This window comes from Shewanella surugensis (assembly GCF_023284005.1).
Taxonomy (GTDB): Bacteria; Pseudomonadota; Gammaproteobacteria; order Enterobacterales; family Shewanellaceae; genus Shewanella; species Shewanella surugensis.
This window is the reverse complement of record NZ_JAKIKS010000108.1, coordinates 1-19,031: the sequence shown is the minus strand read 5'-3', so window position 1 is coordinate 19,031 and position 19,031 is coordinate 1. Positions and strand designations below refer to the sequence as shown.

Here is a 19,031-nt window from a genome sequence, read left to right as displayed (position 1 = left end):
TGCTATTGCTATTGCTATTGCTATTGCTATTGCTATTGCTATTGCTATTGCTATTGCTATTGCTATTGCTATTGCTATTGCTATTGCTATTGCTATTGCTATTGCTATTGCAGGGTTTAAAATACCATAAGAATCATTATGTGAAATAGTGAGTCCCATCAATAATGATGTCCCGACAATCACCCCAACCATATTCTGATTAATATGTTTATTATGTGCGGTACTTAATACCCCAAAAGCAAAAAATGCAGCACCAACAGCTTCACCCACGCCACTTAATAATGTTGTTTCATGGACAATAAGCCATTGTTCCTGCCCACTAGGGATATAAAAAAGCACTAAAAAAATAAGCCAGTAACGCACCAGCACATTGAAAAATAATATAGCCAACAAAATGAATAATATCCATTTGACGACAAACCAACATGGCTAATGAAATCGCGGGGTTAATATGGCAACCCGATACACTCCCCAGTAAATACACACTCAGACCAAGAGACAATGCTGCAGCAATGGGTGTGGCAAGAGGAAAAGGCGTACTGGGTGTTAACGAGACGAGTACCACCGTTGCCAACATGAAAGTACCCAGTAATTCAGCGAGTAACTTTTGAAAAGAGAGGCTCTTCATATTGATTCCTTTAAAGTAAATATTCACCCATACCACCGTTAAGTATAGACATGCACTCGATGCAATCAAAATAGTTTTCAAGCCAAATAAATACCACACACAAAAAAAAGCGCCTCAAGTTAACCTTAAAGACGCTTCATTTTGCTCGCGATCAAACGGAAATACCTAACCAAAAACAGGTAATAAACCTGCCATCGCTAGTAAATGGCAAGTCCCGGTGATAATCCCAAATAAGATCACCACTACAATAAGTGGCGTCCCCCCAAAGACTCTGAAGCTTTGGCTATCAGGAAACAGCTGTCTTGAACGGTAAGCCATCATCGCGGGTACGATAACCGCCCAAATGGTCGCGGCCAGTGCAGCAAAGCCAATGGCAACAAGAAAACCATTAGGAAATAAAATACCTAAAATAGTCGGCGGTATAAACGTCACAGCGGCTGTTTTTAACCGACCTTTTCTTGAACCATCAAAATTAAATAAATCGGCCAAGTAATCAAATAAACCTAAGGTCACCCCCAGAAATGAGGAAGCGACGGCTAAATTTGCAAATAAATTGAGCATAATATTGAGCCAATCACTGTCTATTACTTGGGATAATGCCGCAACAAGTACGCCCATGTTGCCACCTTGATCGATAATATCGACAAACTGGCTACGAGCTAAACTTCCCATGGTGGTAATCAACCATAACAAGTAAATGCCTAAGGCCATCAAAGTTCCAATCACTAATGCTTTAATGATGGTCTTAGGCTCTTTTCCATAGTACTTCACTAAACTAGGGACATTGCCATGATAACCAAAACTGGCCAATCCAAATGGCAACGCAGCCCATAAGTAAGGGGAGTAGACAGCATCACCATTAGGATGAAATAACTTAACCGTATTCACATCAAGGAGTAAATTACTTATCGCCAAAAAGAAGGTAATAAGCATCCCGCCGATCATAATGGTCGTGATACGATCCACGGCTCGCGTACTAATAAAAACGATCATTGACAGTACAAAGGAAAAAATAAGCCCTGCAACACTTTGAGGTAACTTAATATCAAAACTCGATAGACTGTGATCAACAATCGAGCTCCCACCGCTAATGTATGCATAGGTCAAAATATAAAGCACAAAGGCAATGGAAACACCATTAATCACTCGCCAAAACTGCCCTAATGTCACTTTAGTTAAGGTGTCGAAACTATCTCCGGGTTTAAAATGCAAATTGGTTTCAAGCAACAATAACCCTGACGCCAACATACAAAACCAAACCACCACTAGCATTAAACTGGAATAGCCAAACCACATACCCGCACCCACAACAGGTAAGGAAAACATTCCCGCGCCTACCGCCGTGCCAGCGATAATCATCGCGCCGCCTAATAGGGATTTTTGCGGTTTAAAAGTGGATTCACTACCGTGCTTTATACGCTCCGACATTAACTTAACAACTCCGCCGCAACACTATCCACTATCGTTTGCCGCACCGATGAGCGCAGCAACATATTCGCACGCTTTTGAATACGCTTGACATCACAATGCGGTTCACTATCACTAAAGTAACCCAACTCTTTAAGCTTGACGCTTAAGGTGTTATACAATTTTTTATCATAAAATTCTGGAGCGGTAATGCCGTGTAATGACCCTAAACGTTTCGCTAAACGATAACTTTCACGTTCCAGATCTGAGCGCTCCATATCTGGAAATACGCTTAATAAATTAAAAATAATCGCATAACGTTGTAAGGTTTCACTCACTGTATCAGCAAGTAATAAAATTTGTGCGGCCTTAGATTCAACCAGATCAAGAGTATGGGTCTCAGTGATGAGTCCCTCATCAATAAACACATCCAATACTTGCTCAACATATTGAGCAGGATTATCTAAGCCCATAAAAAGCTCAGCTTCAAGCAATGGATAGAAATCATTAACTACCTCAATGACGTCACTGCGAGTGCCATGATCATGTCGAATCAAGTAACTCGCAATCAAAGAAGGAATAATGAGTAAATGAATAATATTATTACGATAATAAGTCATCGTCACGGCATGCTTATCCTCTATCGAAATAATATCGCCCAGAGGATCCTGCGTTTCTACTATTTTATTAAGCTCTAATGCCTGACTAATGAAAGTTTGACCATCACCTTCAGGAACGGACATATATTGAGTATAAGGTTGGGCTTTTAAAATATGTAAATACAAGTTTAACTGTTTTTCCAATAAGCTCCGCTCTAATGCATTACGCTCAGAAGCTAACAAGACTAAGCTGGTTAATGTCACTGAACTCACCGCAGCAGCATCATTAATGTAAGTCATCACTTTTCCTGCAAGGTTATTGACTACGGGTGTAAACCAAGGCTGCTTTTGCTCAGGATCAAGCGCCACATCTTCACGCCAAGTAGGCACTTGTTCAGTTAAAAAATGACTCAATGTGATCGGCTGACCAAAATTAACATAGCCTTGACCAAAGTTACCCAACTTTCGGATTGCCCCAAAGACCTGCCAAACAGACTCTTTCTCTTTTTTCTTGCCTCGCAGTTCTTTATGGTAAGTCTTCACTTCCATGACATGATCATAACCGAGATAAACAGGCACTAACGTCACAGGACGCTCTACGCCTCTAAGCACACTATTTATCGTCATCGCAATCATGCCCGTTTTAGGCGCTAATAGTCGACCCGTTCTGGAGCGTCCACCTTCGGTAAAATACTCTACAGAGTAACCTTTACTAAAAAGTTGCGACAAATATTCACGAAAAACGGCAGTGTATAATTTATTTCCTCTAAAGCTTCGACGAATGAAGAAAGCGCCTCCGCGTCTAAACATGGGACCTGCAGGCCAAAAGTTTAAATTGATCCCCGCAGCAATATGAGGCGGAACCATACCTTGATAATATAAAATATAAGATAGAAGCAGATAGTCCATATGACTGCGGTGACAAGGAACATACACGATTTCATGGCCATCGTGATGTAATTTACGGATTTCTTCCGCTCCTTTGATATTAATCCCTTTATAGAGTTTATTCCAAAGCCACGTTAGAAATCGCTCAGCAATACGAACTAAACTATCTGAATAATTCGCCGCGACTTCATCTAAATATTCCATCGCTTTTGCTTTCGCTTCAGCTTCAGAAATTTTCTTACTATTGGCTTCCTCTTTTATGGCTTTTTGCAGCGATCCTGATTTAAGTAAAGCATGAAACATGGTTTGACGATCCGGTAGTTCAGGGCCCGTCATGACCATGCGCTGACGCTTAAAATGTGCGCGAGCCACTCGTGCTAACTTATGTGCAATACGCTCATCCGTTCCATGTTCATTTGCCATATTACGCAGTGATACCGCATTCGAAAACTGAACAAAATTATGACGCCCTAAGAAAATAATCATCAAACACTTGCGCAACCAAGTCGGACTTTCACGTTCCAGTACCGCCGCTCGCATCGTGTCATCTTCTTTGCCAGGGGTTCTTCCCCAATAGAGACTGACAGGCACTAACTGTATATCAAGCTTCGGACTGTTCTTATGAGCGGTCAATAACCTTTTAAAACAATGAATATAATGCTCAGGACCTTCACGCTGGCCAAATATAGGCTTAGCACCTTCTAAACACACGACTCTAGGCGTCGAAATTCCATTGAGCTCTAGGGTTTTATAAGGACTTGGTAATCCCAGCTTTTCCGTTATTTCACTTAACGCTGCAATATCACTGACAGATTCAGTTTTCATCACGTAAACGAAAGGACGATTAGGATCGAGATTAAGATCATCAAAAGGATCCTGAGGCACCACAATAGTGTGTACCAACTTTTTTTGGATCCAACGAAGTGATTTATACCAAAGCGAGTCTTGTTTGGACATGATTCTTTTACAATGTAAGCGATTTCAATATCGCAACATACTATCAGAAAACCAAATCGTTTGCTTAGCGTAAAACCTGCTTATTACTTGCACTCAAAAAATTACTGTATATACTGACAGTATACTGTATAGAAAAACAGGGTTTACTATGAGACCGCTTACCAAAAGACAAGATGAAATTTTAACCCTCATAAAGCGAAATATCGCCGATACAGGTATGCCCCCAACCCGAGCAGAAATTGCCACACGCTTAGGTTTTAAAAGTGCAAACGCTGCAGAAGAGCACTTAAAAGCCTTAGCAAAAAAAGGCTGTATTGAAATAATCCCAGGCACTTCTCGAGGTATAAGGTTAACCCAAGTCGATACACAAAATGCCAGTTTAGGTTTACCATTAATTGGTCAAGTGGCTGCAGGCGAACCCATTCTAGCGCAAGAACATGTTGAGCAACACTACCAAGTCGATCCGACTATGTTCCGCCCTAAGGCTGATTTTTTATTACGAGTTCGTGGCGATAGTATGAAAGACATTGGCATAATTGAAGGTGATTTACTCGCGGTACATAAAATTCAGCAAGCTCGAAATGGACAAATTGTTGTCGCCCGAGTGGAAGATGATGTCACTGTTAAACGTTTCGAAAAGCAAGGCCATAAAGTCTTTTTACACGCTGAAAATGAAGCCTATCCTCCCATTGAAATAGATCTGACCGAGCAAAGCTTCAACATTGAAGGCTTAGCGGTTGGCGTGATCCGAAATGGTGATTGGCAGTAACGAAGCTCTTGAATCTTTTGCCCAACGTTTTTGAAGTTCTCCCACGCAGGATAAATACAGCTTTCCTACATTGTATTTATCCATGCTAATAACAATGATCCTAATCAATCACTTCTTTTTAATGAGTTGCTAAAGAACTCATTTGAGAATGAAGTCAGTTACAAAAGTACAGTTGCTACGGAGGTTGCTACCTTGAAGAGTATTAATTTAAACAAAATAAAACAACATTCAGTTACCTTGAACAATCAACCTGCTCATCACCCTGGACTTTGGCAGTCTCAACATACTTCAATAAACAACATCAATCAGTTAAATCACAGTATTACCATTTTAAATACCCACTCACAAGGTTGCGAGGAATTGCTGCAGGTTAGCCAAAAACTCGCCCAACTCAGTCAAGAAGGCCGCTGGATAGTCCTCATCAGTCCTCCCAATATTGCCTATAAAAGACTCTTGAACAACGCAGGTGTGAGAATGGACCGAATATTATTAGTACATGCAAAAGATGAGGTTGAATCATTATGGGCAATGGAAAAAGCACTCACCAATGGGACATCGAGCGCAGTAATCGCTTGGACTAATCATCTCAATAATAGAGATAACCGGCGCTTACAAATCATCGCTAAAAGCGCTTGTGCGACGGGTTATATTATAGCCAAAACAAAAAATGAAATGACTCATTAAGCAAAAACCGAAATAAAGAAACGATCCACGTCATTAATAGACAGAAAAGGCCGAATCATCACTCAACAACTAAAAATTATTAGTCAATGATTTACATTGATACTTTTAAATGTAAACGGCCTATTCAATCCAAAAGCATTCATAAACAGAAGTATAAAGCGATCCTTAAACCCTTTATCGTCAGTGTCTAAAGAGCCTACGCTACCCACAATAAAAACCTCGAGCAGTAATCAATTATGACATCAAGGCTAATATCCCGTTAAATTCCACAATAAAAATTCAAATCTTAAATTAAACTTCCTATCAAATTCATCAAGATGATCTACACTCATATTCATTCATTTGTTCTCCCTGAACCAATAAAATAATATTCAGTTAAAATAATGAAAATATATTTCTTAATATAACTCTAATAAAGTGATACAATCATATTAATATAACTATTTATTTAAATGAATATATGTTATGAGAGAGGTGACACACTTGTATTCTAGTGACACAGATCACACTTCCATTAATTTCCATGTTAAATAAATCAATAAATAGTTGATTGCTTTATTTTCAAGACTTATCTGAGTCTATAGTAACTTTATTTTGACTTTTTACACCATATTTTATGTATATAGAATAAAAAACCCTCTTGAACATTACTCAAACACCAAGTAGTGTATACCATTATAACAACGATAATTTGTTATATCTGAGCGATTCGTCGTTTGTCTTTGTTAATATACTTATGAGTATTACCTTAATTAACCATGTAAGCTTAATACTCATAAAAATATTGATTGAATATGGTCCTGATTAACCTCTTTACAAATTGAAAATGAGGCTATGGTTAATCTAGAATATACGATTACAAAGATTAAAATTGGCCTGATATAGTCAGCCGTAGGTGCCCAGTGGTATATTAAAACCCTCTTAACTTTTAATATAACAACCATACTGGTACTTTGAAGTCATCGTTGCTTTTTTGAGAACTGAAGAGTTCACATAGAGCAAAGACTTACTGTGTAACTCTTCTTTGTCTATTGACGAAGGAGAAGTCTAGTGAAGCAATTGTGGTGTGGTGCTTTGGCGTTACTCATGACGCCCGCAATCTTAGCAACAGAAATGCCCTTAAATATGACTGAGGGTGTAACGGATATCAGTAGCAGAGTTTACCACCTGCATATGACGATTTTGTATATCTGCTGTGCCATAGGTTTAGTCGTATTTGGTATCATGTTTTATTCGATGATATACCATCGTAAATCAAAAGGCGCAGTCGCCGCCAATTTTCATGAAAGTACAAAAGTCGAAATCCTCTGGACGATTATCCCTTTCGTTATTCTCATTGGTATGGCTATTCCTGCAACCACAACATTAATTGCGATGGAAGACACCAATGATGCCGCACTGACCATTAAGGTCACAGGTTCACAGTGGAAATGGCATTATAGCTATTTTGATCAAGGCGTTGAATTTTACAGTTTACTCTCAACACCGAGAGACCAAATAGAGGGCGATGCCCCTAAAGGAGAGTATTACCTACTTGAAGTTGATAGGCCTTTAGTCGTTCCAATAGGCCGTAAAGTTCGATTTCTAGTAACCTCAGATGACGTCATCCATTCTTGGTGGGTGCCAGCCTTTGCCATCAAAAAAGACGCCAATCCAGGTTTTATCAATGAAACTTGGACTCACATTGATAAACCCGGCATTTATCGCGGCCAATGTGCCGAGCTGTGTGGTAAAGATCACGGCTTCATGCCCATCGTGGTAGAAGCTTTACCCGAAGCAGAATTTGAAGCATGGCTCGCCAGCCAACAACAACAAGCCAGTTTAGACGTCTTAGAAGCCGAAGCCTCACTCGCTGTCACCCTCGAAATTGAAGAGCTGATGTTACAAGGTGAACAAGTTTACCTCACTTATTGCGCCGCCTGTCATCAACCCAATGGTATGGGATTGCCCGGCGCATTCCCTGCAATGAAAGACAGCCCTATTGTGACTGGTGATATCAGCGCCCACCTAGAAATGGTCATCAACGGTAAACCCGGCACCGCAATGCAAGCATTCAATAAGCAACTCACCCCACAAGAAATTGCCGCCGTAGTTACTTACGAACGTAATGCTTGGGGTAATGATACCGGCGATATCATTCAAGCTATTGATGTTAATCAACATGGTCAATAAGGAAAGCACATGAATACTTTGACCCAAGAAAATCAAGTCAGCATGGATGGATCCCTTCAAGACGATCATAATCATGATGATGGGCACCATGCACCACCCAGTGGCATAATGCGCTGGTTACTTACCACTAATCATAAAGATATTGGTACGCTTTATCTTTGGTTTAGTTTCATCATGTTTCTCACTGGAGGATTGATGGCAATGGTGATCCGCGCTGAATTATTTCAGCCTGGATTACAATTAGTCGACCCTAATTTTTTCAACCAAATGACCACGGTACACGGACTCGTTATGGTCTTTGGTGCCGTTATGCCTGCTTTTACAGGCTTAGCCAATTGGATGATACCCATGATGATAGGGGCGCCAGATATGGCGCTACCGAGAATGAATAACTGGAGTTTTTGGATCCTCCCCTTTGCTTTTATCATTCTTCTGAGTTCACTCTTTATGGAAGGCGGTGGGCCTAATTTTGGCTGGACCTTCTACGCCCCCTTATCAACAGAATATAGCCCTGACAGTACTGCACTCTTTGTCTTTTCTATTCATATCATGGGCATAAGTTCCATCATGGGGGCCATTAATGTCATTGTGACCGTCATTAACATGCGCGCACCGGGCATGACTTGGATGAAATTGCCTTTATTTGCTTGGACTTGGCTGATCACCGCCTTCTTACTTATTGCCGTCATGCCCGTATTGGCAGGCGCGGTGACGATGGTATTAACAGACAAATATTTTGGCACTTCTTTTTTTGAAGCCGCCGGCGGCGGCGATCCAGTGATGTTTCAACATATTTTTTGGTTCTTTGGTCACCCCGAAGTTTACATCATGATCTTGCCTTCTTTTGGGATCATGTCTGCGATTATCCCCACCTTTAGTCGCAAAAAACTCTTCGGTTACTCTTCAATGGTTTACGCCACTGCCAGTATTGCCATTTTATCTTTTTTAGTCTGGGCACATCACATGTTTACCACCGGTATGCCGGTATTTGCAGAACTGTTTTTCATGTACTGCACCATGTTGATTTCCGTCCCCACTGGGGTAAAAATATTTAACTGGGTCGCCACCATGTGGAAAGGCTCGCTCACATTTGAAACACCAATGTTGTTCGCCATTTCCTTCTTGGTACTCTTTACCATTGGTGGATTCTCAGGGCTAATGCTCGCCATTACGCCTGCTGACTTTCAATATCACGACACCTATTTTGTGGTGGCACATTTTCATTATGTGTTAGTCACGGGGGCTATTTTCACCATTATGGCTGCGGTCTATTATTGGATCCCAAAATGGACAGGCCATATGTATAACGAACGTTTGGGTAAGCTTCACTTTTGGTGTTCAGTCATTTCGGTCAATATCTTGTTCTTCCCCATGCATTTTCTTGGGCTGGCAGGAATGCCTCGTCGTATTCCCGATTATGCTATCCAGTTTGCCGATGTAAACCAGATCGTCTCTATCGGTGGCTTCGCCTTTGGATTATCGCAACTTATTTTCTTAGTGGTAGTCATCAAATGTATTCGTGGTGGAGAAAAGGCCCCAGCAAAACCTTGGGAAGGTGCTGAAGGTCTAGAGTGGGAAATTCCAAGTCCTGCGCCTTATCACTCATTCACTACCCCACCGGTGATCAAATAATCATGAATGAGAATAAAGCAAAGTCAAATCAACGTTTAATTCGTTTTCTACTGTTAGGAGCAATCTCTATGTTTGGTTTTGGCTTTGCTTTAGTGCCACTTTATGATGTCCTTTGCGATCAACTGGGGATCAATGGAAAAACCCAAAACAGTGCCAGTCAGTATATTGATAATGAAATAGACAAAAGCAGGCTCATTACTGTCGAATTCATCTCTCAAGTGCAAAACAATATGCCTTGGGAGTTTATCCCTCAAGTGAATCGATTACAGGTACATCCTGGCGAGTTAGTCCGCACTCACTTCAAGGCCAAGAATCTGTCTAACCTCAATATTGTTGGGCAAGCGATCCCTTCTGTTTCACCAGGAAGAGGCGCTGCCTATTTTAATAAAACTGAATGTTTTTGCTTTAATCAACAGACATTAGCAGCAAAATCAAGCGCTGATTTACCCTTAATATTCTATGTCGATCCCGCCTTACCGGACAACATATCTACACTGACCCTCTCTTATACACTCTACAATATCACCGACAAAGGCTATGTCGATGTGCTAGAGCAAGGAGCAGCAAAATGACAACCAAACATGAACACTATTACGTCCCATCCCAAAGCGCTTGGCCGATTATAGGCGCAATGGGATTATTCCTTATCGCTTTTGGTGCCGGTACTTATATTTCAGATATGGGAACGGAAGCCACTGTCGGAAAATATATCCTTATAACAGGTATTGCAGTCATCATTTTCATGGTATTTGGCTGGTTTAGAACCGTTATAGCCGAATCCATGGCCGGATTATACTCCCAACAAATGGACCGATCGTTCCGCCAAGGAATGAGCTGGTTTATCTTTTCTGAAGTGATGTTCTTCGCTGCTTTCTTCGGCGCACTGTTTTATGCCAGAATGGTTTCTGTGCCTTGGCTGGGTGGCGCTTCCAATAACGCCATGACTCAAGTCGTTCTTTGGCCTGAATTTGTGGCTGTTTGGCCACTAGAAACCACGCCCGACGGCCGTTTAACCCAAGCAATGGAGTGGATGGGTTTACCGCTATACAACACCCTTATTCTACTCACCTCATCCATCACTTTACACTTTGCCCATGTCAATTTAGAAAATGATAAACGTGCGCCTGTCAAAGCTTGGCTCGCCGCCACGATTATTTTAGGGGTCATTTTCCTTATGTTACAGGTGCTTGAGTATACCCATGCCTATCAAGTCATGGGCTTAACGCTCGATGCGGGTGTTTACGGCAGTACCTTTTTCTTATTGACGGGGATACACGGGATGCACGTCACCTTGGGAACGGTATTCCTATTCGTGCTGTTTGTTCGCATCTCGAAAGGGCATTTTTCTCATGATAAACATTTCGCCTTTCAAGCGGGAAGCTGGTATTGGCATTTTGTTGATGTGGTTTGGCTATGTCTGTTTATTTTTGTTTACGTGCTTTAAGTCTTTGTTAATTTAATTAAATGAAATAAGGCTCAATCAAACGTGTTTTGATTGAGCCTGTGGAAAAGGCCAGTGACACCCCAGCAACCTAAAGGGATATGTCCTAGAGCGCTTTTTCCATCAGTAAGGTCTGGGGTTAGGGTTGATCAATCCTGATAAGGAAGCAAACACAAGTAATGCCATGATGAACAGTGCAAATATGACTCGCCGTCCCAAAAATTGACTCATAGGCGCGGTCTTTTTTCCTTTAACCATGACATACCAAGCACGGCCTAGGTTAAAAATCATGAATAGTAGTAGCAACACTAAACAAAGCTTAAATAACAATAAGAGCTCCATTCTTACTCCTCAAAAGATAATCACAAAATCTTGGGTATTTATTATGATCTCTACTGTGAGCGTGTTTGCACTTCTGGTCAAGCTAGGGATCTGGCAACTGCAACGATCACAAGAAAAAGCCGATTGGCAACAAGAGCTCAGCTTCAGACAATCGCAATCAGAACTCAGCTATTCACAGCTGTTGGCACTGCCGAGTAATACCCTTTACACCGGTTTTCGTTTACAAACCCAAGCCTCACCTGCAATGGAAAAAGTGCTGCTTCTCGATAATCAAGTTTATCAAGGCCGTGTTGGCTATTTGGCCTTCCAAATCATGGAAGTCATGCCTAACCGCCCATGGTTACTACTGGAATTGGGCTTTATTTCTACAACCGCTAATCGTTCAGACTTACCCGTCATTCAACCTATTTCAGCACCTGTCATGCTCACTGGACGACTCTATAACAAAGAGGCCAATCCAATGAGTGCTGAGCTAATGGCAGAAGCGGGCTGGCCCAAACGCATTCAAAACCTCAATTTAAACCAGCTCAGTATTGAACTTAACCATGCATTAGCACCCGCCATTTTACAACCGGATAAACTGGCTTCACATCAGTTACCGCATCCATGGCAACCTTTCCCTATGACACCTGAAAAACATAAAGGTTATGCCTTTCAGTGGTTTGTAATGGCTGCTGTATTCATTTCAATTATGGGAGGTTTGTTATTACGACAAATAAAGCAATAGGTTTGCTAAATCTGAGCCATTAGATGCATTTTAAAATCGCTTATTACACGGTAAACCACACAAGTCATCACACCTTCCTAGCCGCTTCGGGAAGTGAATATATTCGTTAGTTCGCACCATGATTTCATCATGAACGCGTGCTAGAAAATACTCATCAACAAAGGTACAGAGGAGATGGAATGAACTCCCCCAAACAAAATGGAAAGAACACATTATTAATCTTACTTTTGGCTTTTATTCTACCCGTCGCCATGGCTAAACTTGTGCTTAGCATGGATCTCTATCGAGGTGGAGCAACCAACAATGGCACCTTAATCGCGGCCGATACCACTTATGCCAGTTTATCGATGAAAAACCCAAAACCACAACAATGGCAAGTACTGTATTTATTGCCTGAACAATGTCTGGAAAAATGTCAAAACCGCTTATACATCTTACAGCAAAGCCATACTGCATTGGGTAAAGATCAAGATAGAGTCCATACAGTGATCATGGTCAATGAAAACAGTGATATTTCGGCCTTAATTCCTTATCAATTTATGACTCACTCGGTGAATGACAAACTGGCTTCCCTGTTAAATCAGCAAAAACTCATTATTGTCGATCCCCTTGGCAGCCTCATTATGAGTTATCCCATCGTACTCAATAAAGACGCACAGATCATGCAAGGTAAAGCGCTCATTGCCGATCTTCGAAAACTGCTAAAACTCTCGAGGATTGGTTAATGCAAATCAGTCCATTACTTAAGCTGACCCTAGTGTTTACACTGTGTGTCATTCTGATGGGCGCATATACGCGCTTATCGGATGCAGGATTGGGTTGTCCCGATTGGCCAGGGTGTTACGGCATGATCAAAGTCCCCACACAGGCCCATGAACTCACTCAAGCGCAGCTCACCTTTCCCGAATTAACCGTCGAATCTGACAAAGCTTGGTTAGAAATGATCCACCGATACATTGCTGGCACCTTAGGGCTACTGGTGATGTGGATTTTATTTCTGTGTCTAAAAACCAGTAATGCCCCAAAAAACCTGCCATTACTCATCAGTGGACTGGTATTATTTCAAGCCGCTCTGGGTATGTGGACGGTGACAATGAAACTCATGCCCATCGTTGTCATGTCGCATTTATTGGGCGGTTTTACCATTATCTCATTAGTCTTACTACTGTATTTGAGAACCAAACCCCTCACGATTATTGGAGGTGATCCTCAAGCAAAAAAATTAGCCACATTCTCTCTTTTATGCTTAAGCGTTTTGGTCCTACAAATCATCTTAGGCGGCTGGACTTCGGCCAATTATGCCGCACTTGCTTGTACGGCTCTGCCTATTTGTGAGGGCAACTGGTATCAAAATCTCGATATCATCAACGCTTTTTCGCCATGGCAAGGTGAGCATTCAAGTTTTGAATTCGGTGTACTCGAATACCCTGCTCGAATGACCATACATGTCGCTCACCGCATATGGGCCATTGTCACCGCCATCATGTTAGCAACTTTAGCTTATCGACTAATGAAATCAGCCCGCTCTTCGACCTTGCGCCAATCCGCTTGGATATTACTTATTCTTGTTGGATTACAAATTGGTTTAGGACTCAGTAACGTTATCTTTCACTTACCACTGGGAATTGCAGCTGCCCATAATGCAGGCGCGGCCTTACTGCTATTGAGCCTTGTATTCATCAATTACGCCCTTTGGCGTAAAGCTTAACATCTTGTTTTAAGGAGTAAGAAATGAATAAACCCGTATCTCTCGCTATCAATGCGCCACTACTTCAATGGCGTGCCTACTTTGAAATGACGAAACCAAAAGTTGTCGCTCTTATGCTACTCACCGTGCTCGTAGGCATGTGTCTCGCTGTGCCGGGAAAATTACCTTTAGCCACTATTGTTTATGGCTTAGTCGGTATTGCTATGATGGCTGGAGCCGCGGCGGCTTTTAATCACTTAATCGATCGCCGTATCGATGGGTTAATGTCTCGCACCGATAACCGCCCTTTACCCCAAGGAAAAGTCTCTATTCCTCGCGCCATTATGTTTTCGGTATCCCTCAGCGTACTCGGTTTTGTCTTGCTTTATGCTCAAGTTAACCCTCTCACTGCTTGGTTAACCTTCGCCAGCTTAATTGGTTATGCGGTCATTTATACCGCTTACTTAAAACGTGCCACGCCACAAAACATTGTCGTTGGAGGACTCGCAGGGGCGATGCCACCTCTCTTGGGCTGGACAGCTGTCACCGGAGAGTTTCATGGTAATGCACTGCTTCTCGTCATTATTATCTTCACTTGGACACCACCACATTTTTGGGCATTAGCCATCCATAGACGTAATGAATACGCTAAGGTCGATGTGCCGATGCTGCCCGTCACTCATGGTATTGAATTTACGAAAACCTGCATATTTTTATATACGTTATTATTAGCTATCGCATGCTTACTGCCTGTATTAGTGGGTATGTCTGGGCCGATATACCTCATTTGCTCAACATTATTAAGTGGTATGTTTATTTATAAAGCTTGGGAGCTTAAATTCAAAGATAAACCGGGATTGGCAATGGGATTATTTCGCTTTTCCATTTATCAACTCATGTTGTTATTCGCCGCTTTGCTTATCGATCATTATGTTTGGACTGGATAACAATTTGTATACTTTCATAATATTATACTTTAAAAGTGAGTTCACAGGAACGCTATCCCCAAGTGAACGTTTTGGGGGTAGCTAAAGGATGTTAAATGAAAAAAATCAGCTTATTCATCATTTCAGGGATCGTCTTAATTGCCTTAGGATCCGTTGCAGCCAATCAATTACTGACTTCCTTAGACGCGCCAATCCTCGATTTAAAAACCAGTTATGTCTTTCCAACGGCTCGAGTGATCGCCCCTTTTGAGCTCAAAGATCAACAAGGTCATATTTTTACAAACAATCATTTAATGGGAAAATGGAGCCTATTCTTTATTGGCTATACTTCTTGTCCCGATGTCTGTCCAACCACCATGAGTAAACTCACTGCTGCACATTCACAATTAAGCCAAGATATAGATTTACAAGTCGTTTTTATCTCAGTGGATCCACAAAGGGATAGCCAAGATAGGCTAGAAGACTATATTAGTTTTTTTAATCCCGAATTTGTTGCGGTCACAGCAGGACACGAAAACTTAGTGCCTTTTACCCGCGATTTAGGATTTGTCTATGCCATGGTGGGGGAAGGAGAAAATTATCAAGTCGATCATAGCGCATCATATGCGCTTATTTCCCCTAAAGGGGAAAAAACAGCCATTATAAAACCAAGCTCAACGGCAGCAGGAATCGCACCGCAAATAAAAAATAAAGACCTGATAAGCGATCTTCGCAAAATCGTTGAACGATACGTTTATTAAAAACAGATCATGGCTCTTTTTTCCATGAGCCATCATCGTTAGGCCTTACCCAAGCTTGTGAAAACCAATAGTAATTACCGGTTTTTTTACTGGGTGCAGTACAATTGTAACGAGTACGACCTGGAGGTAAATCAAGTTCTGCTCGAATACTCATCATATTAGGCGCAGTCCAAACCGGTTTTTTTGCTCCCTGACCTTGGATAAAACACATCATTTGTGTTGGGTCAATATCACTCATCTCTAAGGTTAACGTTAATTCGGGGCGCCAATTTCCATTTAAAAGCTCAGGATTACTATCGTTTTGCGCCAGTACTGGCATATTTAAACTGTGCAGCTTTACTTTTAAGCTAGCTAAATTGGCATAAACCCCCGCAACAGGAAAACGTGGTAACGCTTCCAATTGTGAATAAGGACCTGCTGCGCCAGACTGCTGACCAAAAGCAACAAAGCCTAATTTAGCCATTAAACCTTCTAAAGCCTGATTATATTCTCCATAAGGATAAGCAAACATTTTTAAATTTTGCCCTGTTCCTTGCTGAATTTTTTCTTCTGTCTTTAAAATATTCGTTTCAATTCGACTCAACCACTGGGCTTTTGATTCATCGGGTAATCGACGAATTAAATGTTCATGACCCCAACTATGATTCGCAATTTCAGCCCCTTCTTTCGACAAGTCCACCAGCTGTTGCCAACTCATCATATTCTTGAATTTCTTTTCAATCGGTTCAATTGAAACAAAAAGCGTATAAGGAAAGTGATATTTTTTTAAAATAGGGTGAGCCACATCAGCAATACTTTGATAGCCATCATCAAACGTAATGGCCACTGTTTTAGGCGGCATTGCTTTCTTAGCCTTCAGTGATGATACAACCTTAGATAAAGGCACCACATTAAAATCATTATCAGCTAGATATTGCATTTGCTCTTGAAACTGTTCAGGCGTCACACTCGTAATAGACGGAGTCTCTGCGGATACATGGTGATACTGTAAAATAACAGCCGCGTGAGCTGAAAAACCTGTTAGCGCCAAAAGCGAAATTAACACGTTTTTAATCATATCTATCCAACCTTAAAATTTTATAGTATTAGGAACGTACGGGAAATGACAAAGAAAGCCTATTGAAACCAATACTCAACAGCATCCAATGTAGCCCCATAGAACCACCCACATGCCGCTATTATTGCGACTAGATCAACTAGTATATACAAAATATGTATACTTGTTTGTATTAGTTTATATAAAATGGCGCCAATCGACACACAAACCAATAATCAAATAACTTGAAACGATAAATTTCAATATTTTATAAACCACCCATAAAGAAATCATCACTTATGTCTTTGTTCTCTTTACTCTCGAATAAACAAAAAAACAAACATCTTTTTGCGTTAGCATTGCCCATGATCCTCTCCAATATCACGATCCCTTTACTTGGATTAGTGGATACAGGTGTCATCGGACATTTATCTAATGCATATTATTTAGGTGGTGTCGCGCTTGGTGCAACCATGATTAGTGTCATGCTATTTTTACTGGGATTTTTACGTATGGCCACCACAGGTTTAGTCGCACAAGCTTATGGTGCTGATGATAAGCAGCAGCAATATCAATTACTTTTCCAATCGACAAGCCTGGCCTTATTATTAGGCTTGCTGGCCGTTTTATTTCAATCCCCCATTGCAAAGCTCTCTATTTATTTATCCAGCCCAAGTCTTGAGGTCGCAAAATATTGCCAAGAATATTTCAGTATTCGGATCTGGTCGACCCCTTTCGCATTATTGAATCTCGCGCTTTTAGGTTGGTTATTAGGCATACAAAAGCCCAAAGCCGCGATGTTACAATTAATCTTAGCTAACAGTGTCAATATTACACTCGACCTCTTCTTCGTTTTAGGATTAGGCTGGGGTGTAAAAGGGGTCGCTTTGGCCTCTGTTTTTGCTGACATATCAGGATTTATACTGGCTATAAGCCTTGTATGGCATCACCTTCATCAAGATAAACAATTTCATTTAACAACCCTTTTTAGCCACTTAAAAATCAGCAGCTACAAAGCCTTACTCAGTTTAAATACCGATATATTTTTACGTAGCCTTTGCTTGCAGTTGGTATTCACTTTCGTAACCTTTCATAGCGCCAGCTTGGGCGATAACATACTCGCCGCCAATGCGGTGTTATTAAATTTAGTCATGCTGATTTCTTATGCTTTAGATGGCATTGCTTATTATGCTGAAGCAGAAGTCGGCCGAGCATACGGAGAAAAAAATCATCAACGTTTGCAAGATACCGTTGCCCTTGCTTGGGCTTGGTGTGCCATTGTAGCCATCGGTTTTGTGTTCGCTTTTTTATTGGCAGGAACAAGCATGGTACATACGCTCACCAATATTCATACCGTGCAAGACATGGCTCAACAATATTTACCTTGGGTCATCTTCTTCCCACTATTAGCCTTTAGCTCTTATCTCTTTGATGGCGTTTATATTGGGGCCGCGAAAGGGAAAGTGATGCGAAATAGTATGCTAATTTGTACTTTTATGGTTTTTTTCCCCATGTGGTTTCTATTAGGCGCAGAAGAAAATTATGCACTTTGGGCAGCACTAAGTGCATTTATGCTCGCAAGAAGTGTAACCCTTGGGATCCATTACCACTTTAAGTTCAAACATTTTCAATAATATTTAGCAGCAATCACAAGAGGCGATATATTTTGATGCCGCCTTTTGTTAAAAAAGGTACATAGCCAACTTAAATATCATTGACCGTTGTAAAAGAGAACACGATTTGACTTATCTGCACCCCGAAATTATTGATCCCATCAACTCGCCAATAATACGTTGCTCCCAGCGCCAATTCACCCGTAGGAAAAGTGCGTTCAGACGTATTCGCCACTTGTAAGTCGCTCTCTGTTAAATTCGCATTTTGACCAAAATATACATTATACGTTTCTACAGCAGAACCTTTAAGCCATTGCAAAGAGGAAGTGAGCTGTACTTGAGGATTGTCATCTTTGGGATATTGCAGTAAAGTCGAGCCCGGTAGCATAGCTTGCATATCTCTTGTCGGTACTTGGGCTATTGATTCTACTCCCCATTCCATTAACTTAGATATTGAATTGTACTTAAGTGTCCCCTCATTAGCCATACGCACAGCATAGGCGGTGGTCACACCCAGAGAGGTTCGAATACCGGAAGTGACACCAACAATACAATTACCACACGCCGTATCATTTCGATACACCGGCGCACCACTATCACCAGTCTTAACCTGAATATTTGATCTTAAATTAGCAGAGTCATATTGATCTAATGCCTAGATCTCAGCAATAAGCGACACACGTTTACCTGTTAAAAACTCATAAGGACTGAGAAAGTTTAACGCCTTTCTTGGCCTCATGTTAATTAAAAATTCAGCATTGG

The 19,031-nt window shown here is 41.2% G+C and carries 18 protein-coding genes and 2 pseudogenes; 12 read left to right on the top strand and 8 right to left on the bottom strand.

Annotation, left to right across the window (positions count from 1 at the left end):
* From L2764_RS20585 to plsB, 4 genes are all read right to left on the bottom strand, one after another.
* A partial coding sequence (locus tag L2764_RS20585; RefSeq protein WP_248942224.1) for a hypothetical protein occupies positions 1-393 on the bottom strand: 393 nt, incomplete at its 3' end.
* Positions 320-628 carry an aquaporin gene (locus L2764_RS20580; protein WP_248942223.1) on the bottom strand — a complete coding sequence of 103 codons (309 nt, stop codon included), beginning with the start codon at positions 626-628 and terminating at the stop codon, positions 320-322. The genes L2764_RS20580 and L2764_RS20585, both read right to left, overlap by 74 nt.
* 165 nt (positions 629-793) lie before the next feature.
* On the bottom strand, positions 794-2,056 hold the full coding sequence (mtr, locus tag L2764_RS20575) for a tryptophan permease (RefSeq protein ID WP_248942222.1): 1,263 nt from the start codon (positions 2,054-2,056) through the stop codon (positions 794-796).
* Positions 2,056-4,479, bottom strand: coding sequence for a glycerol-3-phosphate 1-O-acyltransferase PlsB (gene plsB, locus L2764_RS20570; protein ID WP_248942221.1), 2,424 nt, complete (start codon positions 4,477-4,479; stop codon positions 2,056-2,058). Before plsB ends, mtr begins: the two co-directional genes overlap by 1 nt.
* A 148-nt stretch (positions 4,480-4,627) precedes the next feature.
* Here plsB and lexA point away from each other — a divergent pair, with 148 nt between their 5' ends.
* The 6 genes and pseudogenes from lexA (at position 4,628) to L2764_RS20540 (ending at position 11,180) form a co-directional block, all read left to right on the top strand.
* Positions 4,628-5,248, top strand: a complete 621-nt coding sequence (gene lexA / locus L2764_RS20565; protein WP_248942220.1) for a transcriptional repressor LexA — start codon at positions 4,628-4,630, stop codon at positions 5,246-5,248.
* Between the two features lie 201 nt (positions 5,249-5,449).
* Positions 5,450-5,932, top strand: a complete 483-nt coding sequence (locus tag L2764_RS20560) for a cell division inhibitor SulA (protein WP_376708462.1) — start codon at positions 5,450-5,452, stop codon at positions 5,930-5,932.
* A 1,086-nt stretch (positions 5,933-7,018) separates the two neighbouring features.
* Positions 7,019-8,095, top strand: a pseudogene (gene coxB / locus L2764_RS20555) (cytochrome c oxidase subunit II); the annotation flags it as partial.
* A 51-nt stretch (positions 8,096-8,146) separates the two neighbouring features.
* Positions 8,147-9,736: a cytochrome c oxidase subunit I gene (gene ctaD / locus L2764_RS20550; RefSeq protein WP_248942225.1), complete on the top strand. Its 1,590-nt coding sequence runs from the start codon at positions 8,147-8,149 to the stop codon at positions 9,734-9,736.
* Positions 9,737-9,738: 2 nt separating this feature from the next.
* On the top strand, positions 9,739-10,308 hold the full coding sequence (locus L2764_RS20545) for a cytochrome c oxidase assembly protein (protein ID WP_248942219.1): 570 nt from the start codon (positions 9,739-9,741) through the stop codon (positions 10,306-10,308).
* On the top strand, positions 10,305-11,180 hold the full coding sequence (locus tag L2764_RS20540; protein WP_248942218.1) for a cytochrome c oxidase subunit 3: 876 nt from the start codon (positions 10,305-10,307) through the stop codon (positions 11,178-11,180). The genes L2764_RS20545 and L2764_RS20540 overlap by 4 nt, the downstream gene beginning before the upstream one ends.
* A 120-nt stretch (positions 11,181-11,300) precedes the next feature.
* Here L2764_RS20540 and L2764_RS20535 read toward each other — a convergent pair whose 3' ends face one another.
* A complete protein-coding gene (locus tag L2764_RS20535) occupies positions 11,301-11,519 on the bottom strand; it encodes a DUF2909 domain-containing protein (protein WP_248942217.1) in 219 nt (72 codons plus the stop codon).
* A gap of 43 nt (positions 11,520-11,562) precedes the next feature.
* Here L2764_RS20535 and L2764_RS20530 point away from each other — a divergent pair, with 43 nt between their 5' ends.
* The 5 genes from L2764_RS20530 to L2764_RS20510 all read left to right on the top strand — a co-directional run bounded on the left by L2764_RS20530 (position 11,563) and on the right by L2764_RS20510 (position 15,620).
* The gene (locus L2764_RS20530; protein ID WP_248942216.1) at positions 11,563-12,246 is read left to right on the top strand and encodes an SURF1 family protein; all 684 of its coding nucleotides are present in this window, start codon (positions 11,563-11,565) and stop codon (positions 12,244-12,246) included.
* Positions 12,247-12,425: 179 nt separating this feature from the next.
* Positions 12,426-12,971, top strand: coding sequence for a redox-active disulfide-containing membrane protein (locus tag L2764_RS20525; protein WP_248942215.1), 546 nt, complete (start codon positions 12,426-12,428; stop codon positions 12,969-12,971).
* A complete protein-coding gene (locus L2764_RS20520) occupies positions 12,971-13,954 on the top strand; it encodes a COX15/CtaA family protein (RefSeq protein ID WP_248942214.1) in 984 nt (327 codons plus the stop codon). The genes L2764_RS20525 and L2764_RS20520 overlap by 1 nt, the downstream gene beginning before the upstream one ends.
* A 23-nt stretch (positions 13,955-13,977) precedes the next feature.
* Positions 13,978-14,880: a heme o synthase gene (cyoE, locus tag L2764_RS20515; protein WP_248942213.1), complete on the top strand. Its 903-nt coding sequence runs from the start codon at positions 13,978-13,980 to the stop codon at positions 14,878-14,880.
* A 95-nt stretch (positions 14,881-14,975) separates the two neighbouring features.
* Positions 14,976-15,620, top strand: a complete 645-nt coding sequence (locus L2764_RS20510) for an SCO family protein (RefSeq protein WP_248942212.1) — start codon at positions 14,976-14,978, stop codon at positions 15,618-15,620.
* A 7-nt stretch (positions 15,621-15,627) separates the two neighbouring features.
* Here the strand turns inward: L2764_RS20510 and L2764_RS20505 are convergent, their stop codons facing one another.
* Positions 15,628-16,677 (bottom strand): polysaccharide deacetylase family protein, encoded by a 1,050-nt coding sequence (locus tag L2764_RS20505; protein ID WP_248942211.1) that lies wholly within the window; start codon positions 16,675-16,677, stop codon positions 15,628-15,630.
* A 278-nt stretch (positions 16,678-16,955) separates the two neighbouring features.
* Between L2764_RS20505 and L2764_RS20500 the strand changes: the two genes are divergently transcribed.
* Entirely contained in the window at positions 16,956-18,290 is a 1,335-nt protein-coding gene (locus tag L2764_RS20500; protein WP_248942210.1) for an MATE family efflux transporter, read from the top strand.
* 70 nt (positions 18,291-18,360) lie between these two features.
* On the opposite strand, the gene L2764_RS20495 is transcribed toward L2764_RS20500, so the two are convergent.
* The gene (locus tag L2764_RS20495) at positions 18,361-18,852 is read right to left on the bottom strand and encodes a hypothetical protein (protein WP_248942209.1); all 492 of its coding nucleotides are present in this window, start codon (positions 18,850-18,852) and stop codon (positions 18,361-18,363) included.
* A 72-nt stretch (positions 18,853-18,924) separates the two neighbouring features.
* Positions 18,925-19,031 (bottom strand): annotated as a pseudogene (locus L2764_RS20490) (IS30-like element ISVsa7 family transposase); the annotation flags it as partial.

Bases quoted from the DNA above. Each gene is read 5' to 3' on its own strand.
- L2764_RS20580 (WP_248942223.1), bottom strand. From the start codon at position 628: ATGAAGAGCCTCTCTTTTCAAAAGTTACTCGCTGAATTACTGGGTACT.
- mtr (WP_248942222.1), bottom strand. From the start codon at position 2,056: ATGTCGGAGCGTATAAAGCACGGTAGTGAATCCACTTTTAAACCGCAA.
- plsB (WP_248942221.1), bottom strand. From the start codon at position 4,479: ATGTCCAAACAAGACTCGCTTTGGTATAAATCACTTCGTTGGATCCAA.
- lexA (WP_248942220.1), top strand. From the start codon at position 4,628: ATGAGACCGCTTACCAAAAGACAAGATGAAATTTTAACCCTCATAAAG.
- ctaD (WP_248942225.1), top strand. From the start codon at position 8,147: ATGGATGGATCCCTTCAAGACGATCATAATCATGATGATGGGCACCAT.
- L2764_RS20545 (WP_248942219.1), top strand. From the start codon at position 9,739: ATGAATGAGAATAAAGCAAAGTCAAATCAACGTTTAATTCGTTTTCTA.
- L2764_RS20540 (WP_248942218.1), top strand. From the start codon at position 10,305: ATGACAACCAAACATGAACACTATTACGTCCCATCCCAAAGCGCTTGG.
- L2764_RS20535 (WP_248942217.1), bottom strand. From the start codon at position 11,519: ATGGAGCTCTTATTGTTATTTAAGCTTTGTTTAGTGTTGCTACTACTA.
- L2764_RS20530 (WP_248942216.1), top strand. From the start codon at position 11,563: ATGATCTCTACTGTGAGCGTGTTTGCACTTCTGGTCAAGCTAGGGATC.
- L2764_RS20525 (WP_248942215.1), top strand. From the start codon at position 12,426: ATGAACTCCCCCAAACAAAATGGAAAGAACACATTATTAATCTTACTT.
- L2764_RS20520 (WP_248942214.1), top strand. From the start codon at position 12,971: ATGCAAATCAGTCCATTACTTAAGCTGACCCTAGTGTTTACACTGTGT.
- cyoE (WP_248942213.1), top strand. From the start codon at position 13,978: ATGAATAAACCCGTATCTCTCGCTATCAATGCGCCACTACTTCAATGG.
- L2764_RS20510 (WP_248942212.1), top strand. From the start codon at position 14,976: ATGAAAAAAATCAGCTTATTCATCATTTCAGGGATCGTCTTAATTGCC.
- L2764_RS20505 (WP_248942211.1), bottom strand. From the start codon at position 16,677: ATGATTAAAAACGTGTTAATTTCGCTTTTGGCGCTAACAGGTTTTTCA.
- L2764_RS20500 (WP_248942210.1), top strand. From the start codon at position 16,956: ATGTCTTTGTTCTCTTTACTCTCGAATAAACAAAAAAACAAACATCTT.